General features: G+C 35.8%; 18 protein-coding genes and 2 pseudogenes. 11 read left to right on the forward strand and 9 right to left on the reverse strand.

Going from position 1 to position 17,423, the window contains the following annotated elements; all coding sequences use genetic code 11:
- Both EZV73_RS03425 and EZV73_RS03430 read left to right on the forward strand, forming a co-directional pair.
- Positions 1 to 216, forward strand: a pseudogene (locus tag EZV73_RS03425) (hypothetical protein); the annotation flags it as partial.
- A gap of 48 nt (positions 217 to 264) precedes the next feature.
- On the forward strand, positions 265 to 477 hold the full coding sequence (locus tag EZV73_RS03430; protein WP_240838318.1) for a hypothetical protein: 213 nt from the start codon (positions 265 to 267) through the stop codon (positions 475 to 477).
- 26 nt (positions 478 to 503) lie between these two features.
- Here EZV73_RS03430 and glnA read toward each other — a convergent pair whose 3' ends face one another.
- The gene (glnA, locus tag EZV73_RS03435) at positions 504 to 1,928 is read right to left on the reverse strand and encodes a type I glutamate--ammonia ligase (RefSeq protein ID WP_240838320.1); all 1,425 of its coding nucleotides are present in this window, start codon (positions 1,926 to 1,928) and stop codon (positions 504 to 506) included.
- Between the two features lie 222 nt (positions 1,929 to 2,150).
- On the opposite strand from glnA, the gene EZV73_RS03440 reads away from it, so the two are divergent.
- Complete coding sequence (locus EZV73_RS03440; protein WP_240838322.1) at positions 2,151 to 3,020, forward strand: YitT family protein; 870 nt, start codon at positions 2,151 to 2,153, stop codon at positions 3,018 to 3,020.
- Positions 3,021 to 3,039: 19 nt separating this feature from the next.
- On the opposite strand, the gene EZV73_RS03445 is transcribed toward EZV73_RS03440, so the two are convergent.
- From EZV73_RS03445 to EZV73_RS03455, 3 genes are all read right to left on the reverse strand, one after another.
- Entirely contained in the window at positions 3,040 to 3,705 is a 666-nt protein-coding gene (locus tag EZV73_RS03445) for an RluA family pseudouridine synthase (protein WP_240838324.1), read from the reverse strand.
- Positions 3,706 to 3,795: 90 nt separating this feature from the next.
- Positions 3,796 to 4,005, reverse strand: a complete 210-nt coding sequence (locus EZV73_RS03450) for a hypothetical protein (RefSeq protein ID WP_240838325.1) — start codon at positions 4,003 to 4,005, stop codon at positions 3,796 to 3,798.
- An 11-nt stretch (positions 4,006 to 4,016) separates the two neighbouring features.
- Positions 4,017 to 4,178, reverse strand: coding sequence for a hypothetical protein (locus tag EZV73_RS03455; protein ID WP_240838326.1), 162 nt, complete (start codon positions 4,176 to 4,178; stop codon positions 4,017 to 4,019).
- 176 nt (positions 4,179 to 4,354) lie between these two features.
- Here EZV73_RS03455 and EZV73_RS03460 point away from each other — a divergent pair, with 176 nt between their 5' ends.
- The 4 genes and pseudogenes from EZV73_RS03460 to EZV73_RS03475 all read left to right on the forward strand — a co-directional run bounded on the left by EZV73_RS03460 (position 4,355) and on the right by EZV73_RS03475 (position 7,947).
- On the forward strand, positions 4,355 to 5,065 hold the full coding sequence (locus tag EZV73_RS03460; protein ID WP_240838327.1) for an ABC transporter ATP-binding protein: 711 nt from the start codon (positions 4,355 to 4,357) through the stop codon (positions 5,063 to 5,065).
- Positions 5,052 to 6,623, forward strand: coding sequence for a putative ABC exporter domain-containing protein (locus EZV73_RS03465; RefSeq protein ID WP_240838328.1), 1,572 nt, complete (start codon positions 5,052 to 5,054; stop codon positions 6,621 to 6,623). The genes EZV73_RS03460 and EZV73_RS03465 overlap by 14 nt, the downstream gene beginning before the upstream one ends.
- 93 nt (positions 6,624 to 6,716) lie before the next feature.
- A pseudogene (gene hgcA / locus EZV73_RS03470) lies at positions 6,717 to 7,715 on the forward strand (mercury methylation corrinoid protein HgcA).
- 49 nt (positions 7,716 to 7,764) lie between these two features.
- Positions 7,765 to 7,947: a 4Fe-4S binding protein gene (locus EZV73_RS03475; RefSeq protein ID WP_240838331.1), complete on the forward strand. Its 183-nt coding sequence runs from the start codon at positions 7,765 to 7,767 to the stop codon at positions 7,945 to 7,947.
- 78 nt (positions 7,948 to 8,025) lie between these two features.
- Here EZV73_RS03475 and thpR read toward each other — a convergent pair whose 3' ends face one another.
- Positions 8,026 to 8,562, reverse strand: coding sequence for an RNA 2',3'-cyclic phosphodiesterase (gene thpR, locus EZV73_RS03480; protein ID WP_240838333.1), 537 nt, complete (start codon positions 8,560 to 8,562; stop codon positions 8,026 to 8,028).
- Between the two features lie 376 nt (positions 8,563 to 8,938).
- Between thpR and EZV73_RS03485 the strand changes: the two genes are divergently transcribed.
- Genes EZV73_RS03485 through EZV73_RS03495 form a run of 3 tightly spaced genes read left to right on the forward strand, consistent with a single transcriptional unit; the run spans position 8,939 to position 12,243 of the window.
- The gene (locus EZV73_RS03485; protein ID WP_334303292.1) at positions 8,939 to 10,204 is read left to right on the forward strand and encodes an argininosuccinate synthase; all 1,266 of its coding nucleotides are present in this window, start codon (positions 8,939 to 8,941) and stop codon (positions 10,202 to 10,204) included.
- Entirely contained in the window at positions 10,179 to 11,555 is a 1,377-nt protein-coding gene (argH, locus tag EZV73_RS03490) for an argininosuccinate lyase (protein WP_240838336.1), read from the forward strand. The genes EZV73_RS03485 and argH overlap by 26 nt, the downstream gene beginning before the upstream one ends.
- A gap of 37 nt (positions 11,556 to 11,592) precedes the next feature.
- Positions 11,593 to 12,243: an aspartate/glutamate racemase family protein gene (locus EZV73_RS03495; protein WP_240838338.1), complete on the forward strand. Its 651-nt coding sequence runs from the start codon at positions 11,593 to 11,595 to the stop codon at positions 12,241 to 12,243.
- Positions 12,244 to 12,280: 37 nt separating this feature from the next.
- On the opposite strand, the gene EZV73_RS03500 is transcribed toward EZV73_RS03495, so the two are convergent.
- Positions 12,281 to 14,314 carry a methyl-accepting chemotaxis protein gene (locus tag EZV73_RS03500; RefSeq protein ID WP_240838339.1) on the reverse strand — a complete coding sequence of 678 codons (2,034 nt, stop codon included), beginning with the start codon at positions 14,312 to 14,314 and terminating at the stop codon, positions 12,281 to 12,283.
- Positions 14,315 to 14,556: 242 nt separating this feature from the next.
- On the opposite strand from EZV73_RS03500, the gene EZV73_RS03505 reads away from it, so the two are divergent.
- Positions 14,557 to 15,030, forward strand: a complete 474-nt coding sequence (locus tag EZV73_RS03505) for a pyridoxamine 5'-phosphate oxidase family protein (RefSeq protein WP_240838340.1) — start codon at positions 14,557 to 14,559, stop codon at positions 15,028 to 15,030.
- Positions 15,031 to 15,099: 69 nt separating this feature from the next.
- Here the strand turns inward: EZV73_RS03505 and EZV73_RS03510 are convergent, their stop codons facing one another.
- Genes EZV73_RS03510 through EZV73_RS03520 form a run of 3 tightly spaced genes read right to left on the reverse strand, consistent with a single transcriptional unit; the run spans position 15,100 to position 17,422 of the window.
- Positions 15,100 to 16,314, reverse strand: a complete 1,215-nt coding sequence (locus EZV73_RS03510) for a M48 family metallopeptidase (RefSeq protein WP_240838341.1) — start codon at positions 16,312 to 16,314, stop codon at positions 15,100 to 15,102.
- Between the two features lie 9 nt (positions 16,315 to 16,323).
- Complete coding sequence (locus EZV73_RS03515) at positions 16,324 to 16,872, reverse strand: chromate transporter (RefSeq protein ID WP_240838342.1); 549 nt, start codon at positions 16,870 to 16,872, stop codon at positions 16,324 to 16,326.
- Positions 16,859 to 17,422, reverse strand: coding sequence for a chromate transporter (locus EZV73_RS03520; protein ID WP_240838344.1), 564 nt, complete (start codon positions 17,420 to 17,422; stop codon positions 16,859 to 16,861). Before EZV73_RS03520 ends, EZV73_RS03515 begins: the two co-directional genes overlap by 14 nt.
- Position 17,423: the final 1 nt, after the last annotated feature.

Consider the following 17,423-nt stretch of genomic DNA (forward strand, 5'->3'; position numbering starts at 1 on the left):
GTAGACTTAGAAATGGTTGAGAAAGAAGCAGCTGATAAATCAAGACGTGTTTTTAGAGGAATCTTTATAACAACAAAAGGGATAATAAACTCAGATATCAATGGTAGTTTGAATATCCTAAGAAAGTATTTAGGTGAAAAAAATATTCCCAGGTTGATTATATCGATGAGGGATAAGGGGTTTCGAGATAATCCTTTTAGACTACGTGTAGTTTAATATGCTATTGTATCTTCGGGTAGAATAGAAGCGTCAAAGACGCCTTTCTTGTCAAAAGAACATATCCATTCAGGTAAGTTTTCAGCAGTTTGTCGTGAAGGGGATATAAAGGAGTTTCCTTTAACTTCTATTTCTTTGGCAGGGGTGCTAGGCACACTTTTTAATTTTGAAGATATAGAAAAACTGTCAGGTCACTTGGCTTCTGTTAAAAAAGATGTAAAAAAAGTGCTTTCAAGTTCTTATATTCTAAACAAAATATAAATCGCACTCATTCGAGTGCGATTATTTTATAGGTCAAAATACATTTCAAATTCTTTTGGATGAGGCATGTTGTCAATTGCAGCTGAGTTACATCTGTTTTGCTTAACAATATTCATCACAAGTTCTTTTGTAAATACACCGCCTTCAAGCAGGTAGTCATAGTCTTCTAATAAGGCATCTGTTGCCTCTGTTAGTGATTTTGGAAGACCTTTGATTTTTGCCTTTTCCTCATCTGGTAGGTCAAAAATGTTGACATCATATGGTCCAAAGCCTTCTGCAGTAGGGTCGATTTTATTCTTGATACCATCGATGGCTGCCATTAATAAAGCAGAATATGCTAAGTATGGGTTGCAAGTAGCATCAGAAGATCTAAACTCAAAACGCTTTTCTGATGGTCTGTTTGCATAACCTGGTATACGAATCACTGCAGAGCGGTTAGCAGTTGCAAAGCAAATACTTACTGGGGCTTCATAGCCAGGTACCAAACGCTTATATGAGTTGGTAGAAGGATTTGTAATAGCCAGAAGTGAAGCTGCATGTTTTAGCATACCCCCAATAGCGTATAGGGCTGTCTGACTCATACCTGAGTAGCCGTTTTCATCATAAAAGATTGGATCGCCGTCTTTAAATAAGTGGAAGTGAACATGCATACCGTTACCAGCCTCTTTGTGGAATGGCTTTGGCATAAAGGTCACTGTTTTTCCAGCCTTAAGGGCAGTGTTCTTTACAATATACTTTAAAAGCATGGTTCTATCTGCCATATCATGCGCATTGCCAAAAGACAGTTCAATTTCCAACTGACCAGGGCCACCAACTTCAGGATGGTGATACTTGACTGGTACACCGTTCTCTTCTAGTAATAAAACCATTTCATTTCTTAAGTCGTAGTTAATATCAAAAGGTATATCTACATGATAGCCACCATGATGAGGCACTTTAAAGCCAAGATTATCATCGCAGTGAGTGTTCCATTCAGCTTGTTCAGCATCTAATTTAACCATGATATGGTGTGGATCTAATCTGTATGAGAAGTGGTCTAGAATATAAAATTCGAATTCTGGTCCAAATGATGATTGGTCAGCAATACCACTTTCTTTCATATATTCTTCTGCTTTAGAAGATATGTAACGAGGGTCACCTTCGTAACGCTTAACACCATGATCTAGGGTGTAGATATCAGCCATCATGGTAAGTGTTTTTCTTTTGGTAAATGGATCGATAAATGCAGTTGATAAATCTGGTATGAAAACCATATCTGATTTTTCTACTGTTAGAAAGCCATAAGAAGAGCCGTCGAATCCAATACCGTCTTCTAAGGTATGTTCTGTTATTCTGTCTACTGTAATTGTCAAGTGGTGCCATCTGCCTGCTAAGTCGATGACTTTAAAATCAATAAACTTAACGTCATTTGTATGGCAAAATGCTTTTAATTCTTTTAAATCCTTAAACATAAAAACCTCCTTGTGTATAAGTCTATTATAATTCAATCGACTTATTATGACAATGATAATAGTTAAAACAACTATAAAATATAGAATTTGTAGTTAGAAAAACTTTCAAAAAATTCATGAGATAGAGGCAGATTTATTGGGTAAAAAAATTAACAAAATAAGTGTTGCAATCTTTTCTTTTAATGATATAATGAATCTTGCTTTTTAGAAAAAGGAGGTCAAATGAAAGTAAAAGAATTATTACTAGAAATTTTTTATGTAGCAATTGGTTGTATATTATTGGCCTTTGCTATAACAGCTATTTTAGAACCCAATAACTTAATGACAGGTGGTATTACAGGTTTATCCTTAATACTGGATAATCTATTAGGTATAAACTATACAGTGTTTTATTATGTGTTTTCTTTAATCATTCTTCTAGCAACCTATTTAACACTGGGTAAGTATGAGGCGAGTAAGATTATCTTGTTATCAATCCTATTTCCTGCTGTACTGATGATTTTTAGTCAGTTTAAGTTTCAGTTGATTGAAGATGATATGTTCTTAGCAGCATTCTATTATGGTATTATCGCAGGAGCGGGTGTTGGTCTGATTTTAAAGTCTGGGTATTCGACAGGTGGAACAGACTCTATTGGTAAGATTCTTCATAAGAAGAAATACCCATATATTTCAGTGAACCAAATCATCACCATGATAGATATTGTTATCATTATTGTTTCTATATTTGTTTTTGATGTAAGAGTTGCCTTATATGCCATCTTAACTCAGCTGGTGCTTTTAAAAGCTGTAGAAGTTGTTTTATATGGTTTGTCACCCAAACTTGTTAAGTTAGAAATCATTTCAGATGCAGAGGAAAAAATTAAAGACTATATACTTCATGAAATAAAACGTGGCATTACCAAATACAATATTATTGGTGGCTACAGCAATGTTTCAAAGACTAAAATCATCACCATATGTTCTCCTAGAGAATCTTTGATGATTAAGAACTTCATTGCCGATCTTGATGAGAAGGCATTTGTTGATGTACTGCCAATCATGTCGGTATGGGGTGAGGGTTTAGGTTTTAAGAGAATTACAGAAGAAAACTAAAAAAAGCACCTGAGTGCTTTTATAGATTAAATGGATAGTCACTAGGTGATGCCTTATGGGTCATTTTAGATTTCTTTTTAGGATGGACAAATGTCACTTCGTTTGAGAAGAGGGCAATTTGGAACCATCCTTTTTTAGTCATAAAATCAGGATGATACTTGGTGTCTCCCCAGATTGGATGACCAATATGAGAAAGTTGAACTCTGATTTGATGGTGTCTACCTGTCTCTAATTCTATAGAAATAAGTGAGTAAATCTCATCGTCTATCGTCATGGTCTTAAGACGCTTGATGTGCATAACAGCTCTTTTGGCCTTAGGTGTTTCTTGATCAACTACTGATGACACATTGCCTTTAAACTTCTTTTTTAAGAAGTGAACCAAAGTCTGGTCCTCAGGTGTCCCTTTAACCACAGCTAGATAGGTCTTTTTAAAAGTTCTAGCTTGAAGCTGTTTAGATAAATGAGCCGTTGCCTGGGGTGTTTTACCAAATACAACAAGTCCACCTACGGGCCTATCTAACCTATGAACAAGTCCTATATAAGGCTTTTCTAAGCCTTTTTTTCTCATATACTCATCTAGCATAGAAGCTAAATCTTTATCATTACTCAAGTCTGATTGAACAGGCACACCTGGTGCTTTTAAACAGACGATAATATCTTGATCTTCATAAATAATTTCTTTCATACATACCACCTTCTCAAGCATTATATCACATGCTTATCTTTGATGCTAATGCAATTAAAGGCAAAAAAAATAACAGATATGATCTGTTATTTAAAATATAAGTTTTAAAACGAATCCTACACATGCTAGAAATGCACCGAAAATAGCAATTGGAACGAGGAGGGCTAGTCCGACTGGTATTAAGGCGATAACGACTGCAACTGCAAGAATGCCTAATAATAATCTAAATAAACCAACACTGATACCTACAAATAGTTTTAAAAATAATATAACAACTAATAATGTAATTAAAAATCCCATAATTTTCTCCTTTACTTTTCTTTATCTACTATGATTGGATTAGGTGATACAAGTTTCTTTCTAGAGGCCAGACCCAATAACAAGATGATGATGTCATCAATTGGTCCTGGTGCTAGATCAACTGGTGAAACAATGTATAAAACTAAAAATATCATTAAGAGTAACTGTTTCATTGATTATCTCCTTTTCTAATCTGTTATGTCTTTTGATACTTATACTATAGATGTCTAAGGTTAATGAATAATTTGAGTAAAATTAGAATTAAATTAGAATCCTGACTTAATACTTTTTTAAGGTATTTTAAAGTAAATTTCCATCTTATACTTGTAGAATAGTCCTGGAGGTTGTTATGTTAAAAGTAAATGAAGTCAGTAAGAAATTTAAAAAGCTTGTGGCAGTAGACCATGTAAGCTTTGAAGTGGATAGTGGAGAAATTGTTGGTATACTTGGACCTAATGGGGCTGGTAAGTCAACGACTATAAAAATGATTGCAGGTCTATTAAGGACGTCTAGTGGGACCATTACCATAGATGGTCATATGAATAAGTCTGTGGAGGCCAAGAAAAAATTTGCCTATATACCTGAGTTTCCTGAAATGTATGATTTATTAACAGTAGATGAGCATATGCGTTTTATAGCCCAGGCTTATGAGATTGAGAATTGGGAAGACTTTATTGAACCCTATTTTGAACGTTTTGATTTAATGGATAAAAGAGACAAACTAGGAAAAGAGTTATCAAAGGGGATGAAACAGAAACTGAGTATTTGCTGTGGTCTTCTGACGCAAGCAGACCTTTATTTATTTGATGAGCCTATGATTGGCTTAGATCCAAAGGCCATAAGAGAAACAAAGAAGATTATGAGCGAATTAGCACAAGCGGGTAAAACCATCTTAGTTTCTACCCACTTGTTAGATTCTATAGAACAAACCTGTAACAGGGTCCTTGTTATGAAAGAAGGTTCTATCATCGTCAACTCTTCTATGGCGGATTTAAAGAGCCATGGCGATTTATCCTTAGAAGAAATCTTTTTAGAGGTGACGGAAGATGAAATCATTTAGTGTCCTTTTGAGTATTGAAAAAGCCATTATAAAGAACAAAGTACTTGAAATTATAAAGAGTCCCAAGCGTCTGATTACATACACACTTTACATAGCATTTATGGCTTGGGTTCTTGTTTTCAACAGCAGGAACTTTGACGGCTTTAATAGGGAGTCTATGATGACCTATGGGCAAGGCGGTGTTTTTATCTTTGTGTTTATGATGGCTTATGGCTTGACTAAAAAGTCCAGTATATTCTTTAAAATGAGTGAAGTAAACCTCATATTTTCTTCACCTGTAGATCCGAGAAAACTTCTTTTGTTTACACTATTAAAGAGGATACCCCAGTATCTTTTTACAAGTGTCATTACATTGGTTTTTCTTTTGGCCATGGTTATCAGTGTATTTAATCCTTCGCTTCAAGAAGTGATCATAACGGGACTTGGTTATTCTCTGCTTTTATTAACCCTAGAACCTTTAGGTTTTTGTTTGTTTGCCATATTTACTAAAAAAGGCAGACCTGAAATGAGTGAAAGCCTAGTAAAGAAACTCTTTATTCTAATAGGCCTAATTGCAGGTGGATTTGTCCTGAATAATATAAGGGTCAATGGCTTTTCAATGACATCAGTCTTTGATGGCCTGCGGCATCAACTTCTTAATATGATTCCTATTGTGGGTTGGGGAAAAGCCTTAACTGTAACAGCTATGACAGGTGTTACAAGCTTAACTTATATATATTTAAGCCTGATGGTGCTTATGTATATAGCTTTGGTAGGCCTAACATACTTTTTAGGGACAGATTATTATGAAGATGTAATTGGTGCATCTGAAAAAAGACAAAAGCTTATATCAGAAGCCAAACAAGGCAAGAATCAATTTAAAGGTTTTCATTTTAAAAAGAAAAAGGTAACCATCAAAGACAAGTATAAAAAGGCCGGTGCCATCCACTGGAAGAAAAAGATGCTGACATCTAAATCAGACTTAAGTGTCTACCTGTCGTTAGAGTCACTTTTATGCTTGATTTTATCTATCGGTGGAAGTATCTTTATGGAAGAGACCCAAGCTTTACCTTATATGGTCATGGGACTTTATTTTTATATTAAGTTTCTTTTCTCCATGAACACATCCTTAGATAAGGAACTGAATAAACACTTTTTCTATACCATACCGGATAATGGTATGAGAAAGCTTGTTATGGTTTCTAAAATAGATGTAGTAAGGTTTTTCATCAATGCTTGCATTGTTGTCATGACGACTTACATAATGACAAGAAACAATGATATTGGTCTTATAGTCTTGCCTTTTGCTGCAAGCATGTTTTATGTCATGATGCTTTTATCAAGTTTTACTTTGAAGCTCTTTTTTACAGCAGAAGACTTTAACAGACTTTTACTTTTGTTTAAAATGTTCCAGATGATACTTGTTATGATGCCATCAGCCATAGCAATGATGATCATCGGCATGCTTACAGAATCTGTAGCACTTGCCTTATTAGGAAGTTTAGGTATAAATCTATTGCTGGCAAGTATCTTTCTAGCGCTTGGCGACACCATTTTAAATCGCATGGAACTTAAATAGTCTTTTAGAAGATGTTATACACTGTATGACATCTTTTGTAATTGAAATATGTCGACTGTTTCTTTATAATACATTTAGAAGAAAGGTGGCATTATGTTAACTACTAAATCTTGTTGAGACGTTGATGTAAAAGCATCGAGTTTCGATGAAAGAAATATAATGTTTGAAGTTTCCATGTTAAAGCATGAGGACATTTCAAATGATAAAGTCATCCATGCTTTGGATGGAAATAGACTTAAAAGACAACTTACTTTAAAAGATCACTTAGGTAGCTTAGGTGCAAGGATTGGTTTTAGAGATGATTATATGATCAAACCTGGTCTTTACCAGATCGGTCATCCAGATCCCTCGTCAGATGTTTTGGTTACTTGCAACTATAAATTGACCATCGATCTTTTAAGAAAACATTTGAAGAAAGACTACCATATACTCGTTCTTGATACAGATGGTATCAATGTTTGGTGTGCTGCAGGAAAAGGTAAGTTTGGTACGGCAGAGCTTATATATGCCTTGAATAACTATGGACTTGAAAAGGTCGTCAATCATAAAAAGTTGATTTTGCCTCAGCTTGGCGCGCCAGGTATGCAAAAACATTTGATTCAAAAGGTAACAGGCTATCAGATTCTCTATGGACCTGTCCGTATCAGTGATATGGATTTCTACACAGAAACTTATCAAAAGACGGAAAAAATGAAAAGGATAGATTTTGATATAAAAGACAGATTGGTTTTAACACCGCTGGAGTTTATCAAGGGTTTAAAAGTGATTATTCTTGTTATACTTTTAAGCTTAACACCCATTATAAATCTAGAACATATCTTGATGACTCTTGTGAGTTTGACTCTTGGAACCATTGTTTTTCCGGCCTTACTGCCAATAAGACCTATGAAGATGTTCTACTTAAATGGCATTCTTTTAAGCCTTGTATGTAACTTTGTATTCTTATATCAAAACATGTCTGTCTTTAATCTAGGCTGGTATCTTTTAATGGCACTTTATACGTCTTACTTGTGTATGAATTTTACAGGATCTACGACTTTTACATCTTTATCGGGGGTAGAAAAGGAAATGGACTCAGGGTTAAAGTTTTAATTAGAGGCAGTCTTCTTGCTTTACTCATGATGGTGATAGGGGTGATGGTATGATGTATTTAAATGATGTGGTTACCATAAAACTAGATTCAAGTAAATGTGTTAAATGTGGGGAATGTGTTCAGGTATGTCCAAGAGAAGTTTTTAAGCTATCAAGTGAACTTCAAATAGTAAAAAAAGATGCCTGTATAGAGTGTGGTGCTTGTCAGATGAACTTCCGACAAAAGCCTTAAGCGTGGATGCTGGAACGGGTTGTGCTATTGCGATCATGGCCAGATACTTTAAAAATAGCAAATGGCTTAAGCCACTTGCTAATAAGGATTGTTGCTAAATTCAATTTCATAAATTGGCTCATAAGTCAAAATGTCTTTGACACGATGACTGTGCATAAGAGCCAAGGATTTGATTTCTAAATCCAGTGGTGGAATCATAAAATCATTGGTTTGAATATCTAATATAACTTGCCGTCCCATAGTAATATGTGGATGGTATTTTCTTTTTTCGAAAGGCAGATCATAAACTTCTAGGAGTTTTCTGAGATTCTTTTGAAGCCTTATTAGGTCTGGACTATCTTTTAATCCAAGCCATAAGACAGATTTGTTCTTTTTAGGAAATTCACCAACATGATTGCAGACAAGTGGAAATGAATCATGTGACAAGTGGTCCAAAACTTCCTCGTAAACTGCAAGGTCTGCCTGTTTGATTTCGCCGATAAATTCCAGTGTCAGATGAATATTATCTTTAGTTACAAATTTGCCTTTTAATGCATGGTTGGACAAGCTGTCACGATAAAAAGACAGTTTTTCTTTAGTTTTTTCAGTGAATGTAATCGCGTAAAATACTCGCATGTGGCCCTCCTGTACATATTATAGCATTTATTTTTGAAAAAAAGTATTGACTATTTATGCATGTCTATGTATAATTATTTTCAAAATAAGAAATGCGTCAGATAAAAGGATAATATATGGGATCCAGTCCAGCGAATCAGGGTATGGTGTGAGCCTGATCAAGTATGAACATATTGAGAACCTTTTAAAGCAGCTTGTAAGAACTTATGTAAGACAAGCCGGAAGTCCACCGTTATAGGGAATAGGTATCGTTTAGTCCGTACTGAAAAAAGAGAGCTTTTGCTAATTTGGGTGGCACCGCGGTCGTAGGATCGTCCCAAGTATGGGTAAGTTTTGTATAAATATCCTAGGGATATTTTTTTAGTTTTTGGAGGTAATTATGAAGAAGGTTGTACTTGCATACTCGGGTGGTTTAGACACATCAGTAATTTTAAAGTGGTTAGAAGTTGAAAAGAATTATGACGTTATTGCTGTTTGTGTAGATGTTGGTCAAAAGGACAATTATGAAGACGTCGCTAAAAAAGCACTTCAAGTAGGTGCTAAGAAAGTTTATATTGTTGATGCAAAAGAAGCTTTTGTTGAAAATTATGTATTTAAAGGATTAAAGGCTGGGGCCGTTTATGAGTCAAAGTATTTATTAGGTACAGCTTATGCTAGACCCTTAATTGCCAAGCAGCTGGTGGAGATTGCCAAAAAAGAAGGTGCTGTTGCTATTTCACATGGGGCAACTGGTAAAGGGAATGACCAGGTAAGATTTGAGGCTGGTATCATGGCCTTGGCGCCTAAAATAAAAGTCATTGCACCTTGGAGAGAGTGGGATTTAAAATCACGTGAAGATTGTATTGCCTATGCAAAAAAATACAATATCCCTTTAACAGTAACTAAGAAGAACATCTATTCAAGAGATGAAAACTTATACCATATCAGTCATGAAGGTGGTGAGCTTGAGTATCCAGATCAAGAGCATCAAGAAGGTGTTTACAAGTGGGTTTCGCCCATGTCAAAGACACCTGATATTCCTGAGAATATCACCATTGACTTTGAAGGGGGTATTCCTGTAAGCGTTAATGGGGAAAAAATGGATCCAGTTCAGCTATTAGGTCATTTGAATAAACTAGGTTCTACCCATAAGGTAGGCGTTATTGACATCGTTGAGAACAGACTGGTAGGTATGAAGTCTCGTGGTGTATATGAAACACCAGGTGGCACCATCTTACACGAAGCCCACCAAGCCTTAGAGTCTTTGGTATTAGATAGAGCAACACTTAAGATGAAAAAATCTCTGGCAATCAATTATGCTGATTTGGTTTATGATGGTCTTTGGTTTTCGCCACTCAAAGATGCCTTAGATGCATTTGTTGATACAACACAAGAAGTGGTAACAGGTCAAGTGGTTTTAACACTTTTCAAAGGCCAAGTAACAGCAGCTTCTATGACATCGCCATACTCACTCTATGATGAAGAGTTTGTAACCTTTGGTGAAGACAATGTCTACAAGCAAAATCATGCAGAAGGCTTTATCCAGCTTTTCACATTGCCACTTAAGATGAAGCATTTGAAACAAGAAGTTAAGACAACAGAAGATGTTTGTCATATGATAGTTAGTGAGGGTACTTATGAAAGCATGGCAGGGACGATTTAGTGAAGCGACACATGAGCTGATGGAGAAATTTAATGCATCCATTGTTTTTGATAAAAGACTTTATAAGGTGGATATAAAGGGGACCATAGCCCATGTAAAGATGTTATCTTCTATAGGTGTCCTTACTCCTAAGGAAAAAGACACGCTTGTAAAAGGACTAGAAGTATTATTAAAAGACATAGAAGCAGGTCAAGTAGAGTTTTCTTTAGCTGATGAAGACATTCATATGGGGATTGAAAGAGTGCTGACAGAAAGGCTTGGTCCCGTTGCAAAGAAGATGCATACTGGAAGAAGTCGTAATGATCAAGTTGCGACAGACATCAGACTTTATGTCAAAGATGCCATATTAGACATTCAGGTATTACTGATGGAAACCATGACGACCTTGTTAAAACTGTCAAGTGAACATGCCTTTTATATGATGCCTGGCTATACCCATCTTCAAAAGGCACAGCCGATTTATCTTTCTTATCATCTAAATGCCTATATCCACATGTTTAAAAGGGATTATGAACGTTTGGAAGATGTTTTAAAAAGAACCGATGTTTTACCACTCGGTTCTGGCGCCTTAGCTGGTGTGAACTATGATTCAGACAGAGAACTTGTTGCAGAAATCTTAAATTTTACAGCGATATCATCTAATGGTCTTGACGCGGTAAGTGACCGAGATTTTATCATAGAATTTCAATCAGCGCTTTCACTGATTATGATGCATTTAAGTCGTTTATCTGAGGAACTCATTATGTGGCAAACAGAACAGTTTTCCTATATTACAATAGGTGATGCATTTACAACAGGCTCAAGTCTGATGCCGCAAAAGAAAAATCCAGACGCCTGTGAACTGATCAGAGGTAAGACAGGCAGGGTATTTGGTTCTTTGATGAATATCTTAACAGTTATGAAATCACTGCCTCTTGCCTATAACAAGGATATGCAAGAAGATAAGGAAGGTTTGTTTGACTCAGTAGATACAGTAGGCATGATCCTGTCACTCTTATCACCTATGCTTGAATCTGTAGTTTTTCATGAAGACAAGATGAAAAAGGATGTATATAATTCTTTTCTAAATGCCACTGAACTTGCTGATTATTTGGTATCTAAAGATTTTCCTTTCAGAGAGGCGCATCATCTAACAGGGGAGCTTGTAAAGTACTGTATTGATAATGACATCTACCTTTTGGATCTGCCACTTGATGTTTACAGATCTTATACACCTCTTATAGATGCGTCTGTATATGATGCATTAGACTTTGAAAACGCCATAGAAAATAAGTTGAGCTACGGGTCTACATCGAAAAAATCTATAGAAGCGGACTTTGAGATTATAAAAGGATTTTTAGAGTCTTTGTAAATCTTCATTTTCATTATATAATGGATTTGGAGGCTATATGAAAACAGTGGGGTTATTGGGTAGCAGGAATTATAAGAAGGCTACCATGTATTTAGAAGCGATCAATCAAAAGCTAAAGACGCATTTTAGAGAAAAAAGAACAGCTAAAGTCGTCTTAAATACCATCGATGTTTCTGAAATCAGTAGGGATAAGGTGATCTACTCAAAAGAGTTGATCTATTATTCAACTGTTTTAAGAGAGGCCGGTGCACATATTCTCGTTCTATGTGATGATCTAGACCATGAGTATGCCAAGTCTATAAGAAGAAACATCAATATGCCGCTCGTTCACATAGGAGAAGCGGTTGGTGAAAGACTGAAATCTGATAATATTAAGAAGGCACTTTTGATTGGTTCAAGAGAAATCATGCAGGCAGACTTTTTTATCGCTGCCATGAACAGGTCTGGTGTGACAGTTCATCTACCACCTATGAAGGTCATCAATGAAATTCATGAGATGATTGAAAAGAAAGAGGATCCCATTAAGCTTATCAGCATGATAGAGTCTTTTAGAATGAAGGGAGTCTCTGGTGTTGTATTGACAGAAGATGTTGGCATAGACCCCAGTGATTTAAGTATCAATGTTTACAATAGTTTTGATATCCATGTAGATAAAATCGTTAATGAAATAATGAAAGGTATCATTTAAGAAAGGTAATTCACTATTTGGTGAATTACCTTCTTTTTTAAACTTTGAATTTGTTCATTTCGTTTTGAAGAACTTCTGCCATAGAGTTTAGTTCTTCCATGCTAGCTGTAATTTCTTCAATTGAAGCAGATTGCATCTGGATATTGGTAGTGATTTCACCAATGGCGCCAGCACCTTCCATAGAAGAATGTGTAATAGAATCCATCGCATGAGAAATATCTTGTGTAACAGCTGTTTGATTATTGATCATACCAGTCATGTTGTCGATATTTTCTACAACATTTGAAACCAGTGAAACTATATTACTCATTTCTTTATCTGTATTTTCTATGTTTTGTACACTTACCTTAACCTGTTCTTTTTCATTGGCAACTGATTTGAGTGCTTGGTTGGACTGTGTCACGATTTCGTCTATAAGTTGCGTGATGCTTTGTGCAGAGGTTCTACTTTCTTCTGCAAGTTTTCTGACCTCTTCGGCAACAACAGCGAAACCTTTACCATGTTCTCCAGCCCGTGCAGCTTCAATTGCAGCATTTAAGGCCAGCAGATTTACTTGCTCAGAAATGTTGGTAATTATATCAACGATTTCGCCGATTCTGTCGGTAGACTGGCTTAAAGAGCCCATTACATTTTCCATCTCATTTGATAATGATTGTACAACTTCTACACTCTCTTTGGCTTTCAGTAGAGCAGAGGTCCCTTGTTGAGTAGCTGTTAGAACTTCAGCACTATTTTTAGCAACTTCTTCAGCTTTTTCTGCCATAACCATTGAGTTGCTAGCAATTTCTTCTACAGATGCATTGGTTTCTTTTGTAGTACTTGCATTACTTGTGATGCTTTCATTGATTTCGCTTGCACTGTGATTGATGTTTTCTAATGACTTAGAACTTTCGTCCATTGTAGCAGATATTTCAGTTACAGAGGTAGATAAGCTCAGTGCATTATCTGAAACATCTTTGATGATGATTCTCAGTTTTCCAACAAATACATTGAAGAGTTTACTCATTTCTCCAAATTCATCTTTAGTATCTACTTGAAGTTCTTTAGTCAGATCGCCTTCACCTTCTGATATATCCTTAAGCATCAAGTTAATGAGTTTGATTGGCTTTACGATTAATCGAATAATGACGAAGGTCATAATTAAGACTATGATAATAGCTGCGACTAAGATGCCAAATACAATTAATCTTAGATTTTCAACTGGTACCATGGCTTCTGCCACATCCACTTCAATAACAAGTCCTAAGTGTTTATCACCGATTTCAACAATACCTAGTGCACCCAATACAGGATTATCTAGATAATCAAGGTATGTGCCTACATTTCTGTATTCATAGTCTTTGTCTTTTAAAGCCTGTGCGAGTCCGCGTGTACCTTCTGAGTCAACGGATTCAATTAGTGAAGCGTCTTTAATGAAATCACCCAGTAAAGTCTCAGAATATAAGAGTTTGTCTTCATTCACCAGGTATGAGTCACCTGATTCTCCTAAAGATTTAACACCAGTATGGACTAGACTGTTAATAACTTCTTGGCTTATGACAATGACAAGAGTTCCATCTACCGTACCATTATTCTTTATTGGATAGGCAAAGGCCATTACATTGGTATCCACTAGCCCTGAATAAAACAAGTCGGACCATGTTGGTGTACCTTTTAATGCTGGGATCATATAGTCTCTTGTGCTGAGGTCGGCTCCCAGTAGCTGTTGGTCATCTGATAATATGATGATACCGTCTTTGTTCGTCACACTTAGAAATGAGTAGCCATAAGAATCGCGTATCTGTTGCATAAATTCCATATCTACAGTAGTCGCAGAATAATTGGGATTGTTAACAGCGTTTCGAAGATTTCTTGATGCTGTTATTACTTCAGCATCGCCATTTCTTTCGATAAAGTAATTGTTGATTTTGATGATGGTGTTTTCTAGATAAACACCATTACCGCGGTATATGGAAGCTTCTAGTGAATCCGCAGATCGGAAGTAGGTGATGGCTGCTAAGACAATTAGAGGAATAATACCTACAAGTATAGCAAAGCTGATGAGTTTTGCCCTAAAGGGAAGTTTGTTCATAATTATGTCTCCTTTTCTATATTGAATGTTGGAGTACAAATCTTGCTGAGTTTTATATTAGATAATTTTCGATATACTTGCTTATACCCAATTAAAAAGAAAATAACTGTTAAAGTATCATGTAAGCAACTTTTTAGATTTCAATATAGAGATTAATCAGGACGGCTAATTAAAATTTGACACTAGAACGTATGTTTGGTATAGTGGAATAGGGTAGTAATTTAATATAGTGGGAGGAAAATATGGACAAGTATTTAGAAGGTTTAGAAATGATTGAAGCATCATGTGGTAATGGTAAAGACAATATAATTGCACTTGCGACTATTGCTATCGAAGACAGTTCAAACGGTAATCCAAGACCATTTGTACGTGAAGTAGACGCATATTATGAAGATGGCGTATTTTATGTAACGACTTGGGGAAAGTCTAATAAAATCATGCAGGTTGAACACAATGAGGAAGTTGCATTTGTGGTTTGTCAGGAAGGTATTTCAGGTTCGGGTATTGGTAAGAATTTAGGATGGGTCATGGATCCTAAAAATGCAGAATTAAGATTAAAGCTTAGAAAAGCCTTTGCCAATTGGTATGACCATGCCAATAATGAAGAAGATGAAAACTGTGTTATTATGGCCATTGAAATGACAAGAGGAGCCATTTTTAGAGATGAAGGTAAAATTGTTTATAATTTAGATTTCATCAACAAGAGAGCTTTGTAATTTATGATTGTAAATAGAAAAGAGCAGTTAGACTAAGTCTTTCTGCTCTTCTTTGGTTTGAAAACTTGTTTATTGTAAATTTTTTATTCTGTCACTTGTTGGTGGATGACTGTAAGTCAGCTTTACCACCAGTGGGTGAGGTGTTAGATTTGAGAAGTTTTCTCTAGAGAGTACTTTTAATGCAGAGACCATAGCATCTTTATAACCAGCCTTTTTAGCAACAGCATCGGCTCTGTATTCTGCCTTTCTAGATAAATAAGAAAGCGGCATGTTGATCAGGATGCTGATTGGTTCTAATAAGATACCAAATAAGATAATTGAAAAGCCCGTATGTACTTGTGTGAATCCAAAAGCAAGTGACAGTGCGTTTGATGATAATATCTGAAAAAGTATGGCTAGAAAAATGCCTGTTTGAACCAAAGCGATGACAAAGTTTCTAAAAACATCTTTATGAATTGAATGACCGATCTCATGGGCTAATACTGAAATGATTTCATCAGTGGTACATTTTTCTAAAAGTGTGTCGTATAAGATGATGCTCTTAAACTTACCAAAACCTGAGAAAAAAGCATTGAGTCTTGATGAACGTTTGGATGCATCCATAACGCCGATTGACTTAATCTCATAACCTAGTGATTTAGATAACTGAGTTGCTTTATCATAGAGTTCGCCTTCTTCAAGTGGTGTTATCTTGTTAAACAACTTGATAAAGACCTTTGTGTATAAAATGTTGATAAGAAGAGTAAAAACTGCCATGGCTATCCATGCGTATAGAAGTGCCATTTTACCTGTAAACTCATAGAAGTAGAGTAGAAGTGCTAATAAGCCACCACCTATGATTGCGCCTAATACAAGGCCTTTAATTTGATCTAATATAAATGTTTTTAGAGTGGTTTTGTTAAAGCCGTATCTTTCTTCTATGTTGAAGGTACGATAAATAGAAAAACCGATCCCAATCATATAGGAAATCAAAGCATAAACACCTAAGAACAACAAGGTCTGTATGATATTATTTTCTGATAAATTATCTGTAAAAGCTGCAATTCTAGGGAAAACGCCGACTACAAAAAAGAGTATCAAAACACCTGTATTGATAATCTTTGAAATTAAGTTGAGTTTAAAGACTTCCATGGTATAAAGATGCCATTTCTTATAGTCTTCTTCATCATAAACATCTTTCACGTTTTCTGGAATAGGCTGGTTTCTATTCTTATAGTTTAGTGTAGATAGTGTGATGTCTATGGTAAATACCAAGAGTATAGCTGCAATTATCAATACAAACATGATTTCTCCTTATAAGAATGTTGTGAAATATCCTAAAATCCCTGCTATTGAAATAAGGATGATAGGGTGCATTTTTTGCCTTAGGGCAATAAATAATATAACAATGGTAATGATAAATGTTTCGAAGTTAAAAGCAATCTGACCATGGCCGCCACTTAGAATGGTTGTTCTTGCCATAACAAGGGCTGACGCTAAAATCAAGCCGGCTACAACGGGTCTGATACCCAAGAAAATATGTTTCATTATTGGGTGATCGCTGTACTTGAAAAAGAAACCTGATACAAACAGTATCAATAAGAGTGATGGCATAGCCACACCAAGTGTTGCAGACATAGAACCTAAGATACCTGCTGTTTTGTAACCGACAAATGTAGCGGAGTTAACAGCGATAGGGCCTGGTGTCATTTCAGCGATACCAATTATCTGTACAAATTCTTCTTGTAACAGCCAACCTTCTTTGGTAATCAAATCTGAGATCAATGGTATCATGGCATAACCGCCACCAAATGAAAACAAACCTATTTTAAAGAAGGACATAAAGAGTCTAAGATAAATCATCGTCGCCTCCTTTATAATGATGGTTGTACAAGTAGAGTAAGAAACCTACTAGGCCGCCTCCGATGATCAAGAAAATTGGGCTGATATCAGTAAATAATATAACGACTACTGTTACAATGACCAGCACAACACTCAGACCATCATGTATGGCCACCTTCAACATTTTTCTAGCAGCAAGTATAATTAGAACAATGACTGCACCATTAATGCCTGTAAAGATGGCTTTGATGGTATTGTTGTCAGAAATTCTAGAGAAGAATGTTGCTATGATTGTGATGATAAAAAAGGATGGCAAGATAACCCCGATGGTTGCAAATATAGCACCTAGTTTACCGGCTACCTTATAGCCTACTAAGGTTGATGTGTTAATGGCTATTGCACCTGGGAAAGACTGAGAGACTGCAAAATAGTCAAAGATGTCTTCTTTTTTTACCCATCCCTTGTTGGTCACGATTTCTTCTTCAATCAAAGGAATCATGGCATACCCACCCCCGAAGGTGAATGCCCCTATCTTGAAGAATACTTTAAAAAGTTCCAAGTAAATGCTCATG

Source organism: Acidaminobacter sp. JC074 (assembly GCF_022496765.1).
Taxonomy (GTDB): Bacteria; Bacillota; Clostridia; order Peptostreptococcales; family Acidaminobacteraceae; genus JABXKX01.